Below are 20,446 nucleotides of genomic sequence, written 5' to 3' on the forward strand. Positions count from 1 at the left end.
GCGGCAGGAGGCGAGGAGAAGCCCATGGCAACGATCCCTTCGCTCCCCAGCAGGGACGACGTACTCCGCATGGCACGCAGCACGACGGACATCACCGGCCAACTGCTGGACACGGCCGGGAACATCACCCGCATCGCGATCAACACCTTCGATCCCAGGGACGGATCGGGAGCCGAAGTCCTGCGCGTACTGCGGCAGACGACCGCCGAACTGGCCGAGGCAAGCGCCTCCCCGCAGGCCCAGGAGGCCTTCTACCGCATCGTCGAGACCCTCACCCGACTCGGCGCCAGCGGAGCGCCCCTCGCGGTCCACCCCGTGAGCGAACCGGCACAGGCCCTGCTGGCCGCGCTGGGCGACAGCCTGCTCCCGGTGCTGGACGCGGTGGAGCCGGCGGTGGAGGAGTTCGCGGCGGCGCTGGGTGAGCTGGTCGAAGCGACGTCGCCCCTGCTGCCGGCGACGGCGGGCGTGGCCGCGGGCGCCCTGCTCGCCCTGACCCCGCTGCTCCGTTCCGCGGCGGAGGTCCTGCGCGAGTCGTCCCCGGAACTCCGCCGCATCGCCGACGCCTTGACGGCCGCACTCGCGCCCTTGATGCCGCTCCAGGTGGCCCTGGCCGAGCGTGCGGCCGCCGCCGGCGCGAACGCGGTCCGCGTGACCCTCCCACCCCTCGCCGACCTCACCGAGGCAGCGGCGGCGACCACGAAGGCGGCACGTCCGGTGCTGATCGCCGGGGAGGAACTCCTGGTGACCGGGTTGGAGCGGATACAGCCCCTGCTGCTGGCCGGGGTGTCGCGCGCGGGGCGGGTGGCCCGGGCGGTGGCGGTACGGGTGTCGGCGGCGGTGAGCCCGGCGGCCGAGCAGGGGGTCGTGGTGACGGTGACACCGGTGTGAGGGGCTGCGGTGACGGTGGGGGGTGCGGTGACCAGGCCCCGAAACGGCCGTGACGGCAGCGTGACACGGCCCGGCTAGAGTTCCCTCCATGCGCGATCTTGGGACCGGGTTCAGGTATTTGCTCAGGGGCCAGCGATGGGCGGCCCGGCACGGCAAGCAGTACGGCTTCGGGCTGATCCCGGGCCTGATCACCCTCGTCCTGTACGCGGCGGCGCTCGTCGCGCTCGCGCTGTGGGGCGAGGGCTTCGTGTCCTGGTCGACGCCGTTCGCCGACGACTGGTCGAGCCCCTGGCAGGGCCTCTTCCGCGGCTTCCTCACCGCCGTCCTGTTCGCCCTCGGCCTCCTCCTCTCCGTGGTCACGTTCACCGCGGTCACACTCCTGATCGGCCAGCCCTTCTACGAGAACCTCTCCGAGAAGGTCGACCAGGACGTCTCCCCCGACGGCACGGCCCCCGAGTCCGGCCTGCCGCTCTGGCGCGAGCTGTGGATCTCGGGCCGCGACAGCCTGCGGATCGTGCTGCGTGCCGCCGTCTGGGGCGTGCTGCTCTTCGCCCTCGGCTTCATCCCGGTCGTCGGCCAGACGGTCGTACCGGTGATCGGCGTCGTCGTCACCGGCTTCTTCCTCACCGAGGAGCTCACGGCGGTCGCCCTGCAGCGCCGCCGCGTCGAACTCCGCGACCGCCTGACCATGCTCCGCTCCCGCAAGACCCTGGTCTGGGGCTTCGGTACGCCCCTCGCCGCGGCCTTCCTGGTGCCGTTCGTCGCGGTGTTCCTGATGCCGGGGGCCGTCGCGGGGGCCACCCTCATGGCGCGGGAGCTGGTGGGCGAGGAGACCCAGGAGGAAGCGGCGCCCGCGCCCGACTCGGAGACCGTCAGCTGGTGACCGGGCTGCCCGCCGCCACCTTCAGGATCGTCCGCACCTGGGCGATGATGTCCAGCCGGTTCCGCACGAACCCGGGGTCGGTCACCGACCCGGTCGCCGGGTCCGTGTTGCCCGCCCCGAACTGCAGCACCGGCGTGTGCACATGCCCGCCCGGCAGTGTGTCGTGCAGTCCCAGCCGGTCCCGCAGCAGCGTCGCCCGGTAGGCGATCTCGTTGGAGAGGTAGTCACCGCCGCCCCCGGCCCGCGCGGTGGAGCCGGGCGTCGGCCCGTCCGGCCGTACGACGGCCTGCGTGCCTCCCGCCGGGATCTCGGTCACGCTCGTGTTGTCGTACACCGGGAAACGCCCGGTGTCCGCGGCGACGATCTTCTCGTACGGCAGGGTCGTCGTCGTCCACTGCGGCTGCGAGGCCGGGTCGGTGACGGGGATGGTCTCGGTCCGGCCGATGTTCTCGTTGTCGCCGAAGCCGCCCCGCCAGGCCCCGTTGGTCCGCTCGACGTCGAACCGCCCGACGCTCCCCTGGCTCACGGTCGTGAACAGATCGACCTGCTTCAGATACGGCCGCAGCGTCCGCTCCACGGTCCCGTCGGCGAAGTCCCGCCAGCGCACCGGAAACACGGCGGTCTCCACCCGCGCCGGACCGTCCGCCGTCTCGATCACCGTGCCGTCGAGGGCGAGCGCGGTGGCCCCGGACGGGTTGGAGATACGGATGTCCTGGTCGAGGGTGAAGGGATCGAACCCGGTGACCAGGATCCGCCTGAGCCCGCTGATCCCGTGGCCGCCGTCGGGGTAGCGGATGTCGGTCTGGCCGCGCGATCCCCGCTCCAACGCGTCGAGCAGCGCGGCCCGTTGGGCGTCACTCAACCCGAACCCCGGCTCCCAGGTCCGCACGTCCCGCGTCATCGACAGCCGCGCCCAGTACAGGGGCCGATCGTCGTCCCGGCTCAGGCCCACCCGTCGCCCATCACCACCCTTGTAAGGAAGCGCTTCGCGCCTATTTGATTCCGCCGGACCCCGCCCCTGCGCCCGGTCGACGGCCCTGCGCCACAGTGCGGATCCCTCGCGCACGACGATACGGCGGGCCTGCGCGAAGGAGCTCGCGGTGCCGAGATCGTGGGCGAACTCCGTTGTCACGGCGTCGAATCCGGAGCGGCGCAGGATCTCCTGGGGGACCGTCCTGTCTAGGCGCTGTTCCTCGACGGTCGGCGCGGGCGCCGCCTCGGTGGCGGCCTCGGCGGCGGCCCAGGGCGTGGGAGCCGAGAGGCCGGCCAGCAGGGCCAGGCCGAGGACGCCGATGCGAACACGTATGGAATTCAAGGGAGTTCCGGTCCTTCCGTCACGGTGGGGGAGCGTGGTGCGGGACGCCGGAAGTATCGCGTGACGGGAGTGGTCTACGCCATGGCGGGGCTACTCCATGGTGTGGCTATGGCATGGCATGGGGAACCTTCACCGCCGCCTGTCGCAGCGCCCCCACGAACGCCGCCACGGCCGGAGCCAGGGACCGCCCCCGTACGGTCGCCGCGTACACCGCCCGCGCCGGGGCGCCCTCGTCCAGCACCGGCAGCAGCGCGACATCCGGTCGTACGGACGCGGCGGCCAGCGCCGGGACCAGGGCCACGCCGAGCCCCGCGGCGACGTAGCCCTGCTTGGCGGTCCACTCACCGACGACGTGCGCGACACGCGGCCGGAAGCCCTGCCGCAGGGCCGCGTCGAGGAGGGTGCCCTCGGGGCGGGAGCTGCCGGAGATCCAGTCGGCGTCGGAGAGCCGGCCGAGCCGGACGGGGCCGCTGCCGGCCAGCGGATGACCGGCAGGTACGGCGACGTACAGGCGCTCGTCGAGAAGGTGGTGGAGCTCGAACGTCTCCAGAGGTGCCCGGCCCGTCGTCGAGACGACCGCCAGATCGAGGTGGCCCGCGCCGAGCCGGTCCAGCAGGCCTGGTGTGAAGCCCTCCTCGCGGCTGACCAGGACCCCTGGGTGCCGGGCGCGGAAGGCGCCGAGGGCGAGCGGTACCAGCGCCGCGTCGGCCGTGGCGAAGGCGCCGAACCGCAGCCGCCCCCCGGCGACTTCGCGCAGGGCGGCCAGCTCGCGCACGGCTCCGTACAGCGACTCGGCGACAGCCTCGGCGTACGGCACGAGGGCCCGCCCGGCCTCGGTGAGCCGTACGCCACGCGGCAGCCGGTCGAAGAGCGGACCGCCGCCCAACGCCCCCTCCAGCGAGGAGATCTGGCGCGACACCGCCGACTGGGTCCACCCCAGCGTCCGCGCGGCCACCGTGAACGAGCCGTGCCGGGCGACCTCCAGGAACGCCCTCAGCCACACGCTGGACACCTCGGGAAACTCATGCTGATTCGGCATGACAGCCATGCTGGACATTCGCTTGTCGCATCTCAAGTGGGGACCTAGCGTCGACGGCATGCAGATCACCCTCGACAACCCGCCCTCCGCACCCCAGCCCCTCAGTCCGTACTACTCCCAGGTCGCCCGCGTGGAACACGCCGACGGCAGCGCCCTGTTGTTCCTCTCCGGGCAGATCGCGCCGGGCGCCACCGTCGCCGAGCAGACCCGCGGCATCTTCGAGACGATCGCCGCGCTGCTCAAGGCCCACGGCGCGACCCTGGCGGACGTCATCAACATCCGTACCTGTCTCACCGACATCGGCACGCTGGAGGAATACGGCACCGTACGGCGGCAGTTCCTCACCGGCACCCCGCCCACCAGCATGACCTTCGAGGTGCCGAGGCTCTTCCGGCCGGAGGCCCTCCTGGAGGTCGAGGTCGTCGCCGCCGTCACTCCACGTTCTCGCCCAGCAGCCTGAGGAAGTCCCGGAACGCGCCCGGCATGTCCACCGACTCCGGGTCCAAAAGCCACTGGTACTGCAGGCCGTCCATGACGGCGACCAGCAGGGGAGCCGTGCGCTCCGGCGTCAGTCCGTTCGGGAGCCGGTCGCCGTACTCGGTGCGCAGTATCTCGGCCATGCTCGCCCGCACGCGCGCGTACCGCCCGGTGAAGTACTCGCGCGCCGGATCCCCCTCCGTGACGCTCTCGCCGCGCAGTGCCGAGCAGGTCGACCCGCCACCGGCTGTCGGGTACGGCGTCCCACTGGTCCCGCTCCTGGAGCACGGCGACCAGCAGCGCGTCCTTGGTCGGGAAGTCGTGCAGCAACCCTTGCTGGGGAGCCCGACTCGCTCCGCGACCGCGGCCAGGCTCGCCCCCGGTAACCGCGCTCGGCGATCACTTCCAGGGCCGCCCGGACGATCTCCGCGCGGCGCGCTCTTCTTCGCGGCTGAACCGCCGCCGCTCTCGCGGACGTGGTTGCTCGCCGTGGGGGTTCCTCAATTGCTGGTTGCGGTTTCGAGTCCTTCGCGGTGACCTAGGAAGCATTGAGACGTGTAAGTGACTCAGCGAGGAGGCACCGCGATGGCGGGAACCCGCACCCAGGCCGACGCAGCACACGAGGTGGTCGTCGAGGCCGCTCTCGCCGGTCTCGAACTCGACGCGAAGGCACGGCTGCTCTCCGGCCAGGACATGTGGACCCTGCCCGCACTCCCCGAGATCGGCCTGAAGTCCCTCGTCATGTCGGACGGCCCGATCGGCGTCCGGGGTGTGCGCTGGACCGCCGACGACCCGTCCGTCGCGCTGCCCTCGCCCACCGCCCTCGCCGCCACCTGGGATCCCGAACTCGCCCGCAGGGCAGGAGTGCTGCTCGCCCAGGAGGCCCGCCGCAAGGGCGTGCACGTACTGCTCGCCCCCACCGTCAATCTCCATCGCTCCCCGCTCGGCGGGCGCCACTTCGAGGCCTACAGCGAGGACCCGTACCTGACGGGGACGATCGGCGCGGGCTATGTGAACGGCGTCCAGTCCGGTGGCGTCGGCACCACCGTCAAGCACTTCGTCGCCAACGACGCCGAGACCGACCGCTTCACGGTGGACAACACCGTCAGCGAACGCGCCCTGCGCGAGCTGTACCTGGCGCCCTTCGAGATCATCGTCGAGAACGCCCACCCCTGGGGCATCATGACCGCCTACAACACGGTCAACGGCACGACGATGACCGAGCACCACTACCTCGTGAATGAGGTCCTGCGCGGCGAATGGGGCTTCGACGGCTACAACGTCTCCGACTGGTTGGCCGCCCGGTCGACGAAGGGCGCCATCGAGGGCGGTCTCGACGTCGCCATGCCCGGCCCGCAGACCGTCTACGGCGAGCCCCTCGCCCAGGCGGTACGGGACGGGGACGTGGCCGAGGCCAAGGTCGACGACGCCGTGCGCAACGTCCTGCGGCTCGCCGCCCGCGTCGGCATCCTGGAGGGTGCCGAGCCCGTCGTCACCGAGCACCCCGAGACCGTCGACGGCAGCGCACTGGCCCGCGAGATCGCCCGCCGCTCCTTCGTCCTGGTCCGCAACGAGGGCGGCTCCCTGCCGCTGCGGCCGAACTCCACGGTCGCGCTCATCGGCGCCGCCGCCCGCGACGCCCGCATCCTCGGCGGCGGCTCCGCCACCGTCTTCCCCGCCCGGATCGTCTCCCCGCTCGACGGCCTCACCGCCGCCCTCCCCGAAGGCACCCTCACCTACACCGTCGGCGCCGACCCGAACACCGAACTCTCCGTCTTCGACGCCGGCTTCGAGCTGCGTGCCGTGTGCCGGGACGCCGACGGCGACGTCATCGGCTCCGACTCCGCGCCGGGCGGCCAGCTCAAGTGGATGGGCCCCTCGGGCCTGCCCGAAGGCGTCACCCACGAGCGGCTGCACACCGTCGAGGTGACCGGCACCTTCACCCCGCGCGAGAGCGGCACGCACACCTTCGGCATCCAGGGCATCGGCACCTTCAAGCTCACCATCGGCGGCACGACGTACTTCGACGCCGTCCAGAGCCCCGCGAAGGACGACCCCTTCATCACCTTCTTCGGCGAGCCCACGCCCCGCGCCCAGGTCGAACTGACCGCCGGCGAACCGGTCGAGGTCTCGCTCACCCACGTCGTCGAAGGCACCGACGACATCCCGATGCAGGCGGTCATCTTCGCCCTCGCCCACCAGGACCCGCAGCGCGACCCCGACGAGCTCATCGCCGAGGCCGTCGAAGCGGCACGGAACGCCGACACGGCCGTCGTCGTGGTCGCCACCACCGACCGCGTCGAGTCCGAGGGCTTCGACCGCACGGACCTGTCGCTGCCCGGCCGCCAGGACGACCTGGTCCGCGCCGTCGCCGCCGCCAACCCCCACACCGTCGTGGTCGTCAACTCCGGCTCCCCGGTGGAGCTGCCGTGGCGCGAGGACGTCGCCGCCGTCCTGCTGAGCTGGTTCCCCGGCCAGGAGGGCGGCGCCGCCCTGGCGGACGTCCTCACGGGCACGCACGAGCCGGGCGGCCGGCTGCCCACCACCTGGGGCTCCCTGACCGACGCCCCGGTCAGCCAGGTCGTCCCCGCGAACGGCGAACTCCCGTACTCCGAGGACGTCTTCATCGGCTACCGCGCCTGGGAGAAGGAGGGCAGGATCCCGTCCTACCCCTTCGGGCACGGCCTCGGCTACACCGACTGGACGTACGAGTCCGCCGAGGCCGAGGGCACGACGGTAAGGGTCCGCGTCCGCAACTCGGGCGAGCGCGCGGGGCGGGAGGTCGTGCAGGTCTATCTGGCGCCGAGCGAGCCGGATGCCGACCGTCCCGCGCGGTGGCTGGCCGGTTTCGCGGGCGTGGAGGCGGGGCCGGGGGAGACCGCCGAAGCGGTGGTCGACATCCCGCGCCGCGCCTTCGAGATCTGGGACGAGAAGACCAATTCGTGGACCCTTGTGAAGGGTTCGTACGAGATCCAGGCCGGTCGCTCGATCTCCGACCGTCGGGTGGCGGCGACCATTAACGTCTGATCCGGGAGAAGTACCCAGGAACAGCCCCGGTCCAGGACCCTGACACCTGGACCGGGGCTCCTACGGTCAAGGCCTGTCAGCGCACCGAGAAGCCGTACACCGTCTCCGAACGGAACACCTCGCCCGGCCGCAGCACGGTGCTCGGGAACTCCGGCCGGTTCGGCGAGTCGGGGAAGTGCTGGGTCTCCAGCGCGATGCCGTCGCCCGGGGCGAAGGGCTCGGACAGGTGGTCGGCGGTGTAGAGCTGGAGGCCGGGTTCGGTGGTCGCCACCGTCAGCGCCCGCCCGGTCGACGGGTCGTACAACTCGGCGACCTCCTCCGCGCTCCCCGTCACCCCCTTGTCGAGCACGAAGTTGTGGTCGTAACCCGCCCCCACCTTCCGCGCCTGACGGAAGTCGAAGCGCGTGCCCGCCACCTCGTCCAGGGAGCCGGTCGGGATGAGATCCGCGTCGACCGGGGTGAACCGGGAAGCGGCCAGCCGCAGTTCATGACCGCCCGCGTCGCCGGACCCGGCCCCGGCCAGGTTGAAGTAGCTGTGGTTGGTCAGATTCACCACGGTCGGCGCGTCCGTCACCGCCTCGTACGCGATCCGCAGCGCGCCGTCGGCCCCCAGGGTGTAGGTCGCCGAGACCTCGACCCGCCCCGGGAAGCCCTCCTCGCCATGCGGGCTGACCCTGCTGAGCCGCACACCGTGCTCGACCGGCGTCACCTCCCACACCCGCTTGTCGAAACCGCGCTCGCCGCCGTGCAGGGAGTTGGGCGCGTTGTTCGGATCGAGCGCGTACGTCACGCCGTCCAGCGGGAAGCGGCCGCCCGCGATCCGGTTGGCGTACCGCCCGACGAGGGCGCCCAAATAGGGCCCCGGGTGGGACAGATAGCCGTCCAGATCGGCGAACCCCAGCACCACGTCCGCCACGCGCCCGTCCCGGTCCGGCACCTGAAGCGACTGCACGATGCCCCCGTACGACAGGACGCCTACCCGCACGCCCGCGCGCTCCAGAGTCCAGCGCTGTACCGGAGTGCCGTCGGAAAGTGTGCCGAAGTGTTCGCTCATGAGCGGAACACTAGTTCGTGACCGTGCGGTAGGCGATCTCGGCCAGCCGCGCCTGACCGTCCACACTCGGGTGGAACCAGTCCCACTGGCTCAGTTGCTCGGCACCGAAGCGGAACTCGTACACCGCGCCGTCGTCGAACCGGCACCGGCGGTCCTTCGCACAGACCTCTTCCAGCACCTCGTTGTACGCCTCGACCCGCCCCTGCACCGTCTCGCGCCGCTGGTTCGCCGCCGTGGTGAGGGAGTCGGGCTCGCTCAGCATGGAGGGGCAGATACCCAGCCCCCACACCTGCTTGCTCATCGGGTTCGTCCGGCCCTGCTCCCACAGCCGCATCAGATCCGGCACGCTCGCGACATACACCTGCGCCTTCGGCAGCGCGTCCCGCAGCGTGCCCATGGCGTCCTCGAACTGGGTCCGGAAGTCGGCCACCGACGTCATCGCGTCCGTCGTGTCCCGGCAGGCGTCGTTCGCCCCCGCCATCACCGTCACCAGCTCCGGCTCGCGCGCCACGGCCCGGCTCATCTGACCGGCCATGTCCGCCATCCGCGCCCCGGTCACGGCGTAGTTCCAGCTCCGCTCGGCCGCCTTCGCCTTCCCCAGCAGCCGTACGGCGAGACTGTCGACCCGCGCACTGCCGCCGGTCGCCCACGAGACCTCGGGGCAGTCCGACAGGACCGTACACGCGTCGAAACCGGTCGTGATGGAGTCGCCCACCGCCGCGATCGAGGCGGGGCTGCGGTCCCAGGCCGGGGTCGGCTTCGGCGACGGACGCGCGCTCTGCGCGCCGGTGCCGGACGGCGCCGGGGAGTTGCCGCCCACGGCGTCGCAGCCGGCGGCGCCCAGCACAGCCGCGGTCACGGCGGCGAAGACAGCGCGCGCCACGTGCTGTCGCTTCCGCATGCCCTGGTCCATTCCCTCGCTCGACCCCGTCATGGCTTCCAACCAATAACAACGCACGAGGGTTCCCGCCCGTCTCATGCAACGGCTCACACCCGTACAAGCGTCCTGGCGGGTGAATGGCGGGCGTTTCGCTGCACCGGGACCGACGGTACGTCACACTCCTTGCGCCGCAGCACGGTAGCCTCGCCATCAACGTGGCCGCCCGGCCACTGCCGTCCGCCAGTTCGCAAGATGTCCGCTCTGCCCGGAGGTCCCGGTGACGACACGTGGAGTTCTGTACGTGCACTCCGCGCCGCGCGCGCTGTGCCCACACGTCGAGTGGGCCGTCGCCGGGGTGCTCGGCACGCGCGTCAACCTCGACTGGATCCGGCAGCCGGCCGCGCCCGGCACCTGGCGCTCGGAGTTCTCCTGGCAGGGCGAGGCAGGCACCGCCTCCAAGCTGGCGTCCGCCCTGCGCGGCTGGCACCTCCTGCGCTTCGAGGTCACGGCCGAGCCCTGCCCCACCGCCGAGGGCGAGCGCTACAGCTGCACCCCCGACCTGGGCATCTTCCACGCGGTCACCGGCATCCACGGCGACATCCTGATCCCCGAGGACCGCCTGCGCGCCGCCCTGGCCCGCTCCCAGCGCGGCGAGACGGACCTGGAGGGGGAGATCGCGAAGCTGCTCGGCAAGCCGTGGGACGACGAACTCGAACCCTTCAGGTACGCAGGCGAGGGCGCCCCGGTCCGCTGGCTCCACCAGGTCGTCTGAAGCTGGGCCGGGTGACTTGGACACGTGAAGGGCCCCCACCTTTCGAGGTGGGGGCCCTTCACGTACGTATGGACGCTTCTCAGACGGTCCTGAACGCCAGCACCACGTTGTGCCCACCGAACCCGAACGAGTCGTTCAGCGCGGCGATCCGGCCCTCGACGGGCAGCTTGCGCGCCTCACCACGGACGACGTCGGCATTCGCCTCGGCCTCCGGGTCCAGGTTCTCGATGTTGATGGTCGGCGGAGCGATCCGGTTGTACAGCGCGAGCACGGTGGCCACGGTCTCCACCCCACCCGCACCGCCCAGCAGATGCCCGGTCATCGACTTCGTGGCCGACACCGCCATGTGGTCGGCGTCGTCACCGAACACCTTCCGCAGCGCCTTCAACTCGGCGATGTCACCGGCCGGCGTCGACGTCGCGTGCGCGTTGACGTGCATGATCTCCGCCGGGTCCAGGTCGGTGCGCTCAAGCAGGTTCTGCAGGGCGTGCGAGATGCCCCGCCCCTCCGGCTCGGGCTGCACGATGTCGTGGCCGTCGGCGGAGATGCCCTGCCCGACCGCCTCGGCGTACACGCGGGCCCCGCGCTTCGCGGCGTGCTCGGCGGACTCCAGGACGATCACACCGGCGCCCTCGCCGAGGACGAAGCCGTCACGGGCGACGTCGTACGGACGCGACGCGCCCTGCGGGTCGTCGTTGTTCTTGGACATCGCCATCATGTTGCCGAACGCGGCGATGGGCAGCGGATGAATCGCCGCCTCCGTGCCACCCGCGACGACGATGTCGGCACGGCCGGTACGGATCATCTCGATGGCGTAGCCGATGGCCTCGGCACCCGACGCACACGCGGAGACCGGCGTGTGCACGCCCGCCCGGGCGCCCACGGCCAGACCCACGTTGGCGGAGGGGCCGTTCGGCATCAGCATCGGGACGGTGTGCGGGGAGACGCGGCGAACGCCCTTCTCCTTGAGCACGTCGTACTGGTCGAGCAGCGTCGTCACGCCACCGATGCCGGAGGCGATGACGGCACCGAGGCGGTCCGGGTCGACGCTCGCGTCGTCGCCGGCCTTCGCCTCGAAGCCGGCGTCCTTCCAGGCCTCCTGGGCGGCGATCAGCGCGAACTGCGCCGAGCGGTCCAGGCGGCGGGCCTGCGGCCGCGGGATGACCTCGGTCGGCTCCACGGCGACCGGCGCGGCGATACGGACCGCCTGCTCGGCGGCCCAGTCCTGCTCCAGGGGCTTGACGCCGGAACGTCCGGCGATCAGGCCCTCCCAGGTAGAGGCTGCGTCGCCACCCAGCGGTGTGGTTGCGCCGATACCGGTGACGACCACGGTGCGATTGGTCGGGCTCACGGGAATTCTTTCTCCAACGGAATGGGGATTCAGCGGCGCCACCGCCGGGTGGCGGGGCAGTCAGCCCTAAGGCCTGATCGGTGGATCAGCCCTGGTGCTTGAGGATGTAGTCGGTCGCGTCGCCGACCGTCTTGAGGTTCTTGACGTCCTCGTCCGGGATCTTGACGTCGAAGCGCTCTTCGGCGGCGACGACGACCTCGACCATGGACAGCGAGTCGACGTCCAGGTCGTCGGTGAAGGACTTGTCCAGCTGGACGTCCTCAACCGGGATGCCGGCGATCTCGTTCACGATGTCGGCGAGACCGGCGACGATCTCTTCCTGAGTGGCGGCCATCTTGGCGCTCCTTCGTTGTTGTTCTGAGGGTTTGGCGCCCGCCGCGGCAGCGGCAGGTGGTGCGTTTCCCGTGCCGGTTCGCATGATCCGGCACGGAGTGCCTAGGGGAGAGTAACGACCGTGGCGGCGTAAACGAGACCCGCCCCGAATCCGATGACGAGCGCGGTGTCGCCGCTCTTCGCCTCGCCGGTCGCCAGGAGCCGCTCCATCGCGAGCGGGATCGAGGCGGCCGAGGTGTTGCCGGTGGTGCGCACGTCGCGGGCGACCGTGACGTGCTCCGGCAGCTTGAGAGTCTTCACCATCGAGTCGATGATCCGCTCGTTGGCCTGGTGCGGAATGAAGACGTCCAGGTCGTCCGAGGTGATCCCGGCCGCGTCCAGCGCCTGCTGGGCGACCTTCGCCATCTCGAACACGGCCCAGCGGAACACCGCCTGGCCCTCCTGCGTGATCGCAGGGAACTTGTCGACCTCGCCGGTGCGGTAGTCCGTCCACGGCACGGTCTGCTTGATCGTCTCGGACTTGTCGCCCTCGGAGCCCCAGACGGTGGGGCCGATCGCCGGCTCCTTGGACGGGCCCACGACGACCGCGCCGGCGCCGTCGCCGAACAGGAAGGCCGTCGCCCGGTCCTCCAGGTCGGTCAGGTCGGACAGCCGCTCGACGCCGATGACGAGGACGTACTCGGCGGAACCCTCGACGATCATGCCCTTGGCGAGGGTGAGGGCGTAGCCGAAGCCCGCGCAGCCGGCCGAGATGTCGAAGGCGGCGGCCTTGTTCGTGCCGAGCTTGTCGGCGATCTCGGTGGCGACGGCCGGGGTCTGCTTGAAGTGCGAGACGGTGGAGACGATCACGCCGCCGATCTGCTCGGCGGAGATCCCGGCGTCGGCGATCGCCTTGCCGGACGCCTCGATCGACATCGCGGCGACGGTCTCCTCGTCGTTCGCCCAGTGCCGCGTCTCGATGCCGGAGCGCGAACGGATCCACTCGTCGGACGAGTCGATCGTCTCGAGGATCACCTCGTTGGGCACGACCCGCGTCGGACGGTAGCCGCCGACACCGAGGATGCGCGCATACGGGGCGCCCTTGCTGGGCTTCAGCTTCGCCATGCTCCAGGGCTCCTTGTCAGGCACTGTGCTCTGCGATGAGCTCGCGAGCCGCGTCCAGGTCGTCGGGGGTCTTCAGCGCCAGGGTCTTCACACCCGGCAGCGCGCGCTTGGCCAGACCGGTCAGCGTGCCGCCCGGGCACACCTCGATCAGGGCCGTGACGCCGAGCTCCTTGAAGGTCTCCATGCACAGGTCCCAGCGGACCGGGTTGGCGACCTGCCCGACGAGGCGCTCCAGCACCTCGGTGCCGGTGGCGACCGCCTTGCCGTCCTTGTTGGAGACGTAGGTGAGCTTCGGGTCGGCGGGGACGAGCTCCTTGGCGGCCTCGGCCAGCTTCTCGACGGCGGGGCCCATGTGGTGCGTGTGGAAGGCGCCGGCGACCTTCAGCGGGACGACCTTGCGCACGCCCTCGGGCTTGTCCTCGTTCAGCGCGGCGAGCTGCTCCATGGTGCCCGCGGCCACGATCTGGCCGGCGCCGTTGATGTTCGCCGGGGTCAGGCCCAGCTTCTCCAGATGCGCGACGGAGACCTCCGGGTCGCCGCCGAGCAGCGCCGACATGCCGGTCTCGGTGATCGCGGCGGCCTCCGCCATGCCCAGACCGCGGGTGCGGACGAGCCGGACGGTCTCCTCGTCGGAGAGCACCCCGGCCAGGCCGGCGGCGGTCAGCTCGCCGACGCTGTGCCCGGCGATCGCGCCCACCTTGCGGGGCAGGTCCGCGGGGTCGTCGAAGAGCATGTGGGCGGAGGCCAGCCCGGCCGCCACCAACAGCGGCTGCGCCACCGCGGTGTCGCGGATCTCCTCCGCGTCGCCCTCGGTGCCGTAACGGACGAGGTCGAGCTGCACGGCGTCGGACCATGCCTCGACGGCACCGCGGACACCGGGGAGTTCGAGCCAGGGGGTCAGGAAGCCGGGCGTCTGGGCGCCCTGGCCGGGAGCGACGAGTACGAGCACTCTCACACTCTCTCTTGGGGACGGCCGCAGCCGCCCGTGGGGACAAGGACGAAGAACACGAGGGGGTTTTGTGGGCCCCCGACAAAAGCCTAGAGCCGGAGATCGCCGTCGACCAGACGCCCCAGGATCAGCGCGATGCGCAAAGTGAACGCGGAGCGTACATCGGAAGGCGACCAGCCGGTGACGTCAGTCACACGTCGAAGCCGGTAGCGCACGGTGTTGGGATGCACGAAGAGCATCCGCGCCGCCCCCTCCAGGCTGCTTGCCTGTTCGAGATAGACGGAGAGCGTCTCCAGCAGAGCGGACCCGGCCTCCTCCAGCGGTCTGTAGATCTCCTCCACCAACTGCTCGCGCGCACTCGGATCACCCGCGATGGCACGCTCCGGAAGGAGATCGTCAGCGAGCACCGGACGCGGGGCGTCCTGCCACGCCGAACAGGCCTTCAGTCCGGCGGCCGCGGCCTGCGCGGACCGCGTGGCGGCGAGCAGATCGGGTACCACGGGCCCCGCGACGACCGGCCCGGCGGCATACGGCCCGATCAGCGACTTGGCGACGGCGATCGGATTGTCACTGCCGCCGGCGATGACGACCAGCCGGTCCCCGAGCACCCCGGTCAGCACCTGCAGCTTGGCGTGCCGGGCGGCCCGCCGGATGGCCTCGACGGTCAGCTCACTGTCCCCGTCGGGCGCCGTCCCGAGCACCACGCACACATGCTCGGGCGAGTTCCACCCGAGGGCGGCGGCCCGCGACACGGCCCCCTCGTCGGCCTCGCCGCTGAGCACGGCGTTGACGACGAGCGACTCCAGCCGCGCGTCCCAGGCGCCGCGTGCCTCGGCGGCCTGGGCGTAGACCTGGGCGGTGGCGAAGGCGATCTCCCGGGCGTACACCAGCAGCGCTTCCCGCAGCACGCTCTCGTCGCCGGGCGCCGCCACCTCGTCGATGGCCGACTCCATGACCTCGATGGTCGTGCGCACCATCTCGACGGTCTGCCGCAGCGTGATCGCGCGGGTCAGCTCCCGGGGCGCGGTCCCGAAGACGTCGGTGGAGATGGCCTGGGGTGCGTCGGGACGCCGGAACCACTCGGTGAAGGCGGCGATACCGGCCTGGGCGACGAGACCGATCCAGGAACGGTTCTCCGGTGGCATGGCCCGGTACCACGGCAGCGTCTCGTCCATCCGCGCGATGGCCTGCGCGGCGAGAGAACCGGAGGACTTCTCGAGCCGCTTCAGGGTCGCGGAGTGGGCATGGATGTCGTGCGCGGCGGCTTGGGACTTACGGGATACGGGTTCGGGCACGGGGACAAGACTGCCTTATCGGGACGGGTGCGCGTGCCGGAGGGTGTGTGCTTGGTGGCTCGGTCGGCTGTGCAGAGCTTTCTGCAGTCGGCGTGCCGAATGTCTGGCTCGGTCGCCTGCGGGGCGCTCCAGCCGGTGTCGTCGGACCAGTGCGGGTTGGTGGGCCCTTGCCCGGCGTCATGGGGGACGGTGCAGCCGCGTGGGCCCTTGCCGTCGGGGTCGGCTGCACGGCAGGGCTACCGTGGTGCCGTGATGGACGTACGGCGCGCCGCGGAGCGCTACCCCGGAGGGGATCCGGCAGCAGGCATCGAGTCACGCCACGCGTTCTCCTTCGGCCCGCACTACGACCCCGACAACCTCCGCTTCGGCGCGATGATCGCCTGCAACGAGGAGCGGCTCGCCCCCGGCGCCGGCTTCGACGAGCACCCCCACAGCCACACCGAGATCGTGACGTGGGTGGTCGAGGGTGAGCTGACCCACCGCGACTCCACGGGACACGAGACCCGGGTCCGCGCCGGGGACGTCCAGCGGCTCAGCTCGGCGGGCGGCGTACGGCACGTGGAGCGCAACGACGGCGACACCCCCCTCACCTTCATCCAGACCTGGCTGGCCCCCCTCACGCCGGGCGGCGACCCGTCGTACGAGATCGTCCACGGCATCGCGGACTCGACGCCGTACGCCGTCCCGGAGGCGGGCGCGATGCTCCACGTGCGGCGGCTGGGGGCGGGGAGCGGACGGCGGTGCCGGACGGGGCGTATGTCTACGTGCATGTCGTGCGCGGTGAAGTACGCCTGGGGGGTGAGGAGTTGAGTGCCGGCGACGCGGTGCGCGTCATGGACGCCGAGGGCGTGGAGGCGGTGGGCGTGAGCGCGGCGGAGCTGCTGATCTGGGAGATGGCCCCCTTGGGCGCGTAGGCGTGGTGCCCGAGGTGCCGGCCGACGACTTCGCCCTCTCGAACGTTCAGTCCGAGGACGGCCTCGACGTACTGAAGCAGCACGATCCGCAGGCCAACCTCACGAACCGGCTCGTCGACGACACCCTCCCCGGCGCGGTCTCCGGCACCGACGCCAAGGGATACGTCGCCGGGACGACGGCCGCCCAGGTCGACTTCCGCGACATCGTCGCGAGCCGGCTGCTGCTGATCATCTGCGTCGTGGTCGCCCTGGCCTTCCTGATCATCCTCGCGGTCTTCCGCGGCCTGCTCGTCACCGTCGAGGCGGGCTTGTCAGAACGGTCGCGGCCGACGGCGATTGTGCCGACCTAAGGGGCGCGGGGAACTGCGCGACCAGCCACCGAAACGTCGCAGACCGACGACGACAGTCACCCCTACGGCGCTGTCGGAACGGTCCGGCCCAGCCCGCTGCGCACCGAGGCCTTCATCGTCAGCGACAACATCGTGGTCAAGATGCTGGGCCTGGGCCTCGCCGTCAGCGTGCTCATCGACGCCACCGTGGCTGGACCGGGCGCTGCCGCACATCGACGCGGAGGGGGAGGCCGAGACCCTCGGGGCGCGGGCTACAGCTGGGCGAGCACCGCGTCCGTGAACCCCGGCCACGCCTCGACCGCCCACGGCCCGAACGCCCGGTCCGTCAGCGCGACGCAGGCCGCGCGCGCGTCAGGGTCGATCCACAGGAACGTACCCGACTGACCGAAGTGCCCGAAGGTGCGCGGCGAGGACGAGGAGCCCGTCCAGTGCGGGGACTTGCCGTCGCGGATCTCGAAGCCGAGGCCCCAGTCGTTCGGGTTCTGGTGCCCGTACCCCGGCAGCACGCCCTTCGTCCCCGGGTACTGCACGGTCATCGCCTCGGCGACCGTCCGCGGGTCCAGCAACCGCGGGGCCTGCACCTCCGCCGCGAACCGCAGCAGATCCTCGACGGTCGACACCCCGTCCTTCGCCGGGGAGCCCTCCAGTGACGTGGCCGTCATGCCCAGCGGCTCCAGCACCGCCTGCCGCAGATACTCCGCGAACGGGATGTCCGTCGCCTTGGCGATATGGTCCCCGAGCTGCTCGAACCCGGCGTTCGAGTACAGCCGCCGCTCCCCGGCCGGGGCCGTCACCCGGTGCTCGTCGAAGGCCAGCCCCGAGGTGTGCGCGAGCAGATGCCGTACCGTCGAGCCCTCCGGCCCGGCCGGCTCGTCCAGCTCGACCGCGCCCTCCTCGTACGCGACCAGCACCGCGTAGGCGGCCAGCGGCTTGGTGACCGAAGCGAGGGGGAAGCGGTGCCCGACGGGACCGTGGGTCCCGAGGACCGTGCCGTCGGCTCGTACGACACCTGCGGCGGCGGTCGGAACCGGCCAGTTCTCGATCAGTGCGAGGCTCTGCAAGGACATGCCTGTGAGCCTAAGCCGCTCACGGGCACAGCCGCATCGAGGGGTGCCTGTCCCGCGTGAAGCGCAGCGACGCGTACAGCGAGCGGTTCGGCAGCGCCCTGAGGGGCGCGGGGCCGTAGCGCCGGCCACGACGATCACGCCATGTCCCGTGCTTTTCTTACCGCTTCCGCTTGCTTGGAGCGCACTCCAAGGTCATAGCGTGGAGGGCATGACGGTGATGGAGACCACGAGTACCAGGACCGACAGCTGTGCCGCTCCGCCGCATCCGCACCGGCGCCCGGAAGGCCAGGACAGCTACACGATCAGCGAGGTCGTCGCCTTCACCGGTCTGACGGCCCACACCCTGCGCTGGTACGAGCGGATCGGCCTCATGCCGCACATCGACCGCTCGCACACGGGTCAGCGCCGCTACAGCAACCGCGACCTGGACTGGCTCGACCTCGTCGGCAAGCTGCGGCTGACCGGCATGCCGGTCGCCGACATGGTCCGGTACGCCGAGCTGGTGCGCGAGGGCGACCACACGTTCGGCGAGCGCTTCGAGCTGCTGGAGACGACCCGCCGCGACGTCCTCGCCCGGATCACCGAGCTCCAGGACACGCTGGCCGTGCTCGACCGGAAGATCAGTTTCTACGCGGACGCGGGGCGTCTGTACGAGCAGGACAAGACGCACAAGCAGAGCAAGACGTACGAGCACGACAAGACGCAGAAGGTGGAGAAGGCCGGATGACGGACAACAGGATCGCGACGGCACGACTCGGCGCGGCGGGCCCCGAGGTGGGTGTCCAGGGCCTCGGCTGCATGGGCATGAGCTTCGCGTACGGCCCCTCGGACGCGGGCGAGTCCAGGGCGACCCTGGAACGCGCCCTGGAGCTGGGCGTCACGCTGTACGACACGGCGGACGCGTACGGCGCGGGCGAGAACGAGAAGTTCCTCTCCTCGTTCTTCAAGGCGCACCGCGACGAGGTCGTCATCGCCACGAAGTTCGCCCTGGCGATCGACCCGGACGACCCGACGAAGCGGATCATCCGCAACGACACGCCCTATATACGCCAGTGCATCGAGGCGAGCCTGAAGCGCCTGGACGTCGACGCGATCGACCTCTACTACATGCACCGCCGGGATGTGAACGTCCCCATCGAGGAGACCGTCGGCGTCATGGCCGAGCTGGTCCGCGAGGGCAAGGTCAAGCATCTGGGCCTGAGCGAGGTGACGGCGGACGAACTGCGCGCCGCGCAGGCGGTGCACCCGATCGCGGCCGTCCAGTCCGAGTGGTCGCTCTTCAGCCGCGACATCGAGGCCAAGGTGGTCCCCGCGGCCCGCGAACTGGGCGTGGCCCTGGTCCCGTACTCCCCGTTGGGCCGAGGCTTCCTCACCGGCTCCTTCGCCAAGGCCGAGGACCTCACCTCCGGCGACTTCCGCCGCCAACAGCCCCGCTTCACGGGCGACAACGCGGCGGCCAACGCCGCCCTGCTGGAGCCGATCCGCGCAGTCGCCGAGGCGCACGGGGCCTCCCTGGGCCAGATCGCCCTGGCCTGGGTCCAGCAGCAGGCGGCACTGCATGGCCTCGCGGTCATCCCGATCCCGGGCACGCGAAAGCCGACGCGGGTGGAGGAGAACGTGGCGGCTACGCGGATCGTGCTGGGCGAGGAGGACATGGCGCTGCTGGAGCCGATCGCAGCCAAGGTGGCGGGCGACAGGTACGCGGACATGCGGTTCGCCTCTGCCGGACGGGAGTAGATGCCCCCAAGGGGGCGCGGGGCGGTATCGATATGCGGCTCCGCCGCGCGGGCGCGACCAGCCACAAAACGACCCGCAGTCGACAACGAACAATTCCCGGCAGACGCTCAGTCCTAGAGCTCCGCCAACAACTGGGCCTTCTTCACCGAGAACTCCTCATCCGTCACCAGCCCCGCCTCATGCAGCTCCCCCAGGTGGCGAATGCGCTCGGCGATATCGGCGGGGTCACGCCGCGGTGCCGCCACCGGCACCGCGGCCACCGGCCCCGACTTCCGTACGGCCGCCAACACCGCGGCAGCGAACGGCAAGGACTCATGCACAGGCCCGTACCCCAGCCCGAACACCACAGCCGCCGGATCCTGATCGGCCTGCGCGGGCTGCGCGTCGGCGGAGTCCCGCCGCAGCAGCCGTAGATGCCCCTCGAACACCTCAGGCGACCACCACTCGACCCCGCTCAACTCGCCCACCGGAAAGCGCTGGTCCCCGGCCTTCCACTTCGCCGAGGACGCCCCCGTCCAGAACCACCGGAACCGGACGGTCTCCCCGTCGAAGGACGCCTTCCCGTCGTATGCCTTGAACTGCAACGGCACTTCGGGCGCGGCCACGAGGAAATCCTCGGCGGGCCCGGTCTCCGTCAACTGCGCCCGCAACTCGTCGGCGTAGTACTCGGCCAGCGTCTCCTTGTCGGCCGGCAGAACCAGCCGATACGGATCGCTGCCGTCCTTCAACTGCCCGGCCGCCGCCTCCAGCAACGGATCGGCGCCCGGCCGCAGCTCGATGCGCAAAGCCACGGTCCCGCGCTTGCCCGGCGCCTGCGTCACCCCGGCGATGGCCTCCAGCGGAACACGGCGTTCCCCGAGGCTCTGAAAGAGCTTGGGTGTTCGAATCCCCCGTTCGTAGCGGATGAGCACGGAGTCGGACTCGAACTCCCAGGCGGCATGAAATCCGGCCAGTACGTCACCCATGCGGCTCATCGTATGCGGCACGTGCTCCTCCGTCGCCACCCCGCGC

At 71.1% G+C, this 20,446-nt stretch carries 18 protein-coding genes and 3 pseudogenes; 9 read left to right on the plus strand and 12 right to left on the minus strand.

The genetic code is table 11. The features are described from left to right. The first annotated feature begins 24 nt into the window (after positions 1-24). A complete protein-coding gene (locus QQM39_RS31965; protein WP_302001011.1) occupies positions 25-888 on the plus strand; it encodes a hypothetical protein in 864 nt (287 codons plus the stop codon). 88 nt (positions 889-976) lie between these two features. Beyond that, positions 977-1,771, plus strand: a complete 795-nt coding sequence (locus tag QQM39_RS31970; protein WP_302001012.1) for an EI24 domain-containing protein — start codon at positions 977-979, stop codon at positions 1,769-1,771. Here the strand turns inward: QQM39_RS31970 and QQM39_RS31975 are convergent. Then, complete coding sequence (locus QQM39_RS31975) at positions 1,761-3,086, minus strand: pyroglutamyl peptidase (RefSeq protein ID WP_302001014.1); 1,326 nt, start codon at positions 3,084-3,086, stop codon at positions 1,761-1,763. The genes QQM39_RS31970 and QQM39_RS31975 overlap by 11 nt on opposite strands. 106 nt (positions 3,087-3,192) lie before the next feature. Then, positions 3,193-4,125 carry a LysR family transcriptional regulator gene (locus QQM39_RS31980; RefSeq protein WP_302001016.1) on the minus strand — a complete coding sequence of 311 codons (933 nt, stop codon included), beginning with the start codon at positions 4,123-4,125 and terminating at the stop codon, positions 3,193-3,195. Positions 4,126-4,183: 58 nt separating this feature from the next. Here QQM39_RS31980 and QQM39_RS31985 point away from each other — a divergent pair, with 58 nt between their 5' ends. Further along, complete coding sequence (locus QQM39_RS31985; protein WP_302001017.1) at positions 4,184-4,585, plus strand: RidA family protein; 402 nt, start codon at positions 4,184-4,186, stop codon at positions 4,583-4,585. Here the strand turns inward: QQM39_RS31985 and QQM39_RS31990 are convergent. Then, positions 4,557-5,026 (minus strand): annotated as a pseudogene (locus tag QQM39_RS31990) (TetR family transcriptional regulator). The gene QQM39_RS31985 and the pseudogene QQM39_RS31990 sit on opposite strands and share 29 nt — an antisense overlap. A gap of 161 nt (positions 5,027-5,187) precedes the next feature. On the opposite strand from QQM39_RS31990, the gene QQM39_RS31995 reads away from it, so the two are divergent. Beyond that, positions 5,188-7,629 carry a glycoside hydrolase family 3 protein gene (locus QQM39_RS31995; protein ID WP_302001018.1) on the plus strand — a complete coding sequence of 814 codons (2,442 nt, stop codon included), beginning with the start codon at positions 5,188-5,190 and terminating at the stop codon, positions 7,627-7,629. Positions 7,630-7,705: 76 nt separating this feature from the next. Here QQM39_RS31995 and QQM39_RS32000 read toward each other — a convergent pair whose 3' ends face one another. Continuing rightward, complete coding sequence (locus tag QQM39_RS32000; RefSeq protein WP_302001019.1) at positions 7,706-8,683, minus strand: aldose epimerase family protein; 978 nt, start codon at positions 8,681-8,683, stop codon at positions 7,706-7,708. Between the two features lie 10 nt (positions 8,684-8,693). Next, on the minus strand, positions 8,694-9,584 hold the full coding sequence (locus tag QQM39_RS32005) for an SGNH/GDSL hydrolase family protein (RefSeq protein WP_302001020.1): 891 nt from the start codon (positions 9,582-9,584) through the stop codon (positions 8,694-8,696). A gap of 256 nt (positions 9,585-9,840) precedes the next feature. On the opposite strand from QQM39_RS32005, the gene QQM39_RS32010 reads away from it, so the two are divergent. Further along, positions 9,841-10,335, plus strand: coding sequence for a DUF3145 domain-containing protein (locus tag QQM39_RS32010; protein WP_302001021.1), 495 nt, complete (start codon positions 9,841-9,843; stop codon positions 10,333-10,335). A 79-nt stretch (positions 10,336-10,414) separates the two neighbouring features. Here the strand turns inward: QQM39_RS32010 and fabF are convergent, their stop codons facing one another. The 5 genes from fabF to QQM39_RS32035 form a co-directional block, all read right to left on the minus strand. Further along, positions 10,415-11,686 carry a beta-ketoacyl-ACP synthase II gene (gene fabF / locus QQM39_RS32015; protein ID WP_302001022.1) on the minus strand — a complete coding sequence of 424 codons (1,272 nt, stop codon included), beginning with the start codon at positions 11,684-11,686 and terminating at the stop codon, positions 10,415-10,417. An 85-nt stretch (positions 11,687-11,771) separates the two neighbouring features. Next, positions 11,772-12,020 (minus strand): acyl carrier protein, encoded by a 249-nt coding sequence (locus QQM39_RS32020; protein ID WP_004001566.1) that lies wholly within the window; start codon positions 12,018-12,020, stop codon positions 11,772-11,774. A 101-nt stretch (positions 12,021-12,121) separates the two neighbouring features. Continuing rightward, on the minus strand, positions 12,122-13,123 hold the full coding sequence (locus tag QQM39_RS32025; protein WP_302001023.1) for a ketoacyl-ACP synthase III: 1,002 nt from the start codon (positions 13,121-13,123) through the stop codon (positions 12,122-12,124). Between the two features lie 16 nt (positions 13,124-13,139). Continuing rightward, complete coding sequence (locus QQM39_RS32030; RefSeq protein ID WP_302001024.1) at positions 13,140-14,072, minus strand: ACP S-malonyltransferase; 933 nt, start codon at positions 14,070-14,072, stop codon at positions 13,140-13,142. An 89-nt stretch (positions 14,073-14,161) separates the two neighbouring features. Next, complete coding sequence (locus tag QQM39_RS32035; RefSeq protein WP_302001025.1) at positions 14,162-15,367, minus strand: CdaR family transcriptional regulator; 1,206 nt, start codon at positions 15,365-15,367, stop codon at positions 14,162-14,164. Between the two features lie 252 nt (positions 15,368-15,619). On the opposite strand from QQM39_RS32035, the pseudogene QQM39_RS32040 reads away from it, so the two are divergent. Both QQM39_RS32040 and QQM39_RS32045 read left to right on the plus strand, forming a co-directional pair. Further along, positions 15,620-16,281, plus strand: a pseudogene (locus tag QQM39_RS32040) (pirin family protein). A 14-nt stretch (positions 16,282-16,295) separates the two neighbouring features. After that, positions 16,296-16,586, plus strand: a pseudogene (locus tag QQM39_RS32045) (MMPL family transporter); the annotation flags it as partial. Between the two features lie 296 nt (positions 16,587-16,882). Here QQM39_RS32045 and QQM39_RS32050 read toward each other — a convergent pair. Then, positions 16,883-17,698 (minus strand): serine hydrolase, encoded by an 816-nt coding sequence (locus QQM39_RS32050; protein WP_302001026.1) that lies wholly within the window; start codon positions 17,696-17,698, stop codon positions 16,883-16,885. 208 nt (positions 17,699-17,906) lie between these two features. On the opposite strand from QQM39_RS32050, the gene QQM39_RS32055 reads away from it, so the two are divergent. After that, positions 17,907-18,425, plus strand: coding sequence for a MerR family transcriptional regulator (locus QQM39_RS32055; protein WP_302001027.1), 519 nt, complete (start codon positions 17,907-17,909; stop codon positions 18,423-18,425). Next, the gene (locus tag QQM39_RS32060; protein WP_302001028.1) at positions 18,422-19,435 is read left to right on the plus strand and encodes an aldo/keto reductase; all 1,014 of its coding nucleotides are present in this window, start codon (positions 18,422-18,424) and stop codon (positions 19,433-19,435) included. The genes QQM39_RS32055 and QQM39_RS32060 overlap by 4 nt, the downstream gene beginning before the upstream one ends. A 113-nt stretch (positions 19,436-19,548) precedes the next feature. On the opposite strand, the gene QQM39_RS32065 is transcribed toward QQM39_RS32060, so the two are convergent. Beyond that, a complete protein-coding gene (locus QQM39_RS32065) occupies positions 19,549-20,409 on the minus strand; it encodes a DUF4429 domain-containing protein (RefSeq protein WP_302003800.1) in 861 nt (286 codons plus the stop codon). Positions 20,410-20,446: the final 37 nt, after the last annotated feature.

The sequence above is a fragment of the Streptomyces sp. DT2A-34 genome (assembly GCF_030499515.1).
Taxonomy (GTDB): domain Bacteria; phylum Actinomycetota; class Actinomycetes; order Streptomycetales; family Streptomycetaceae; genus Streptomyces.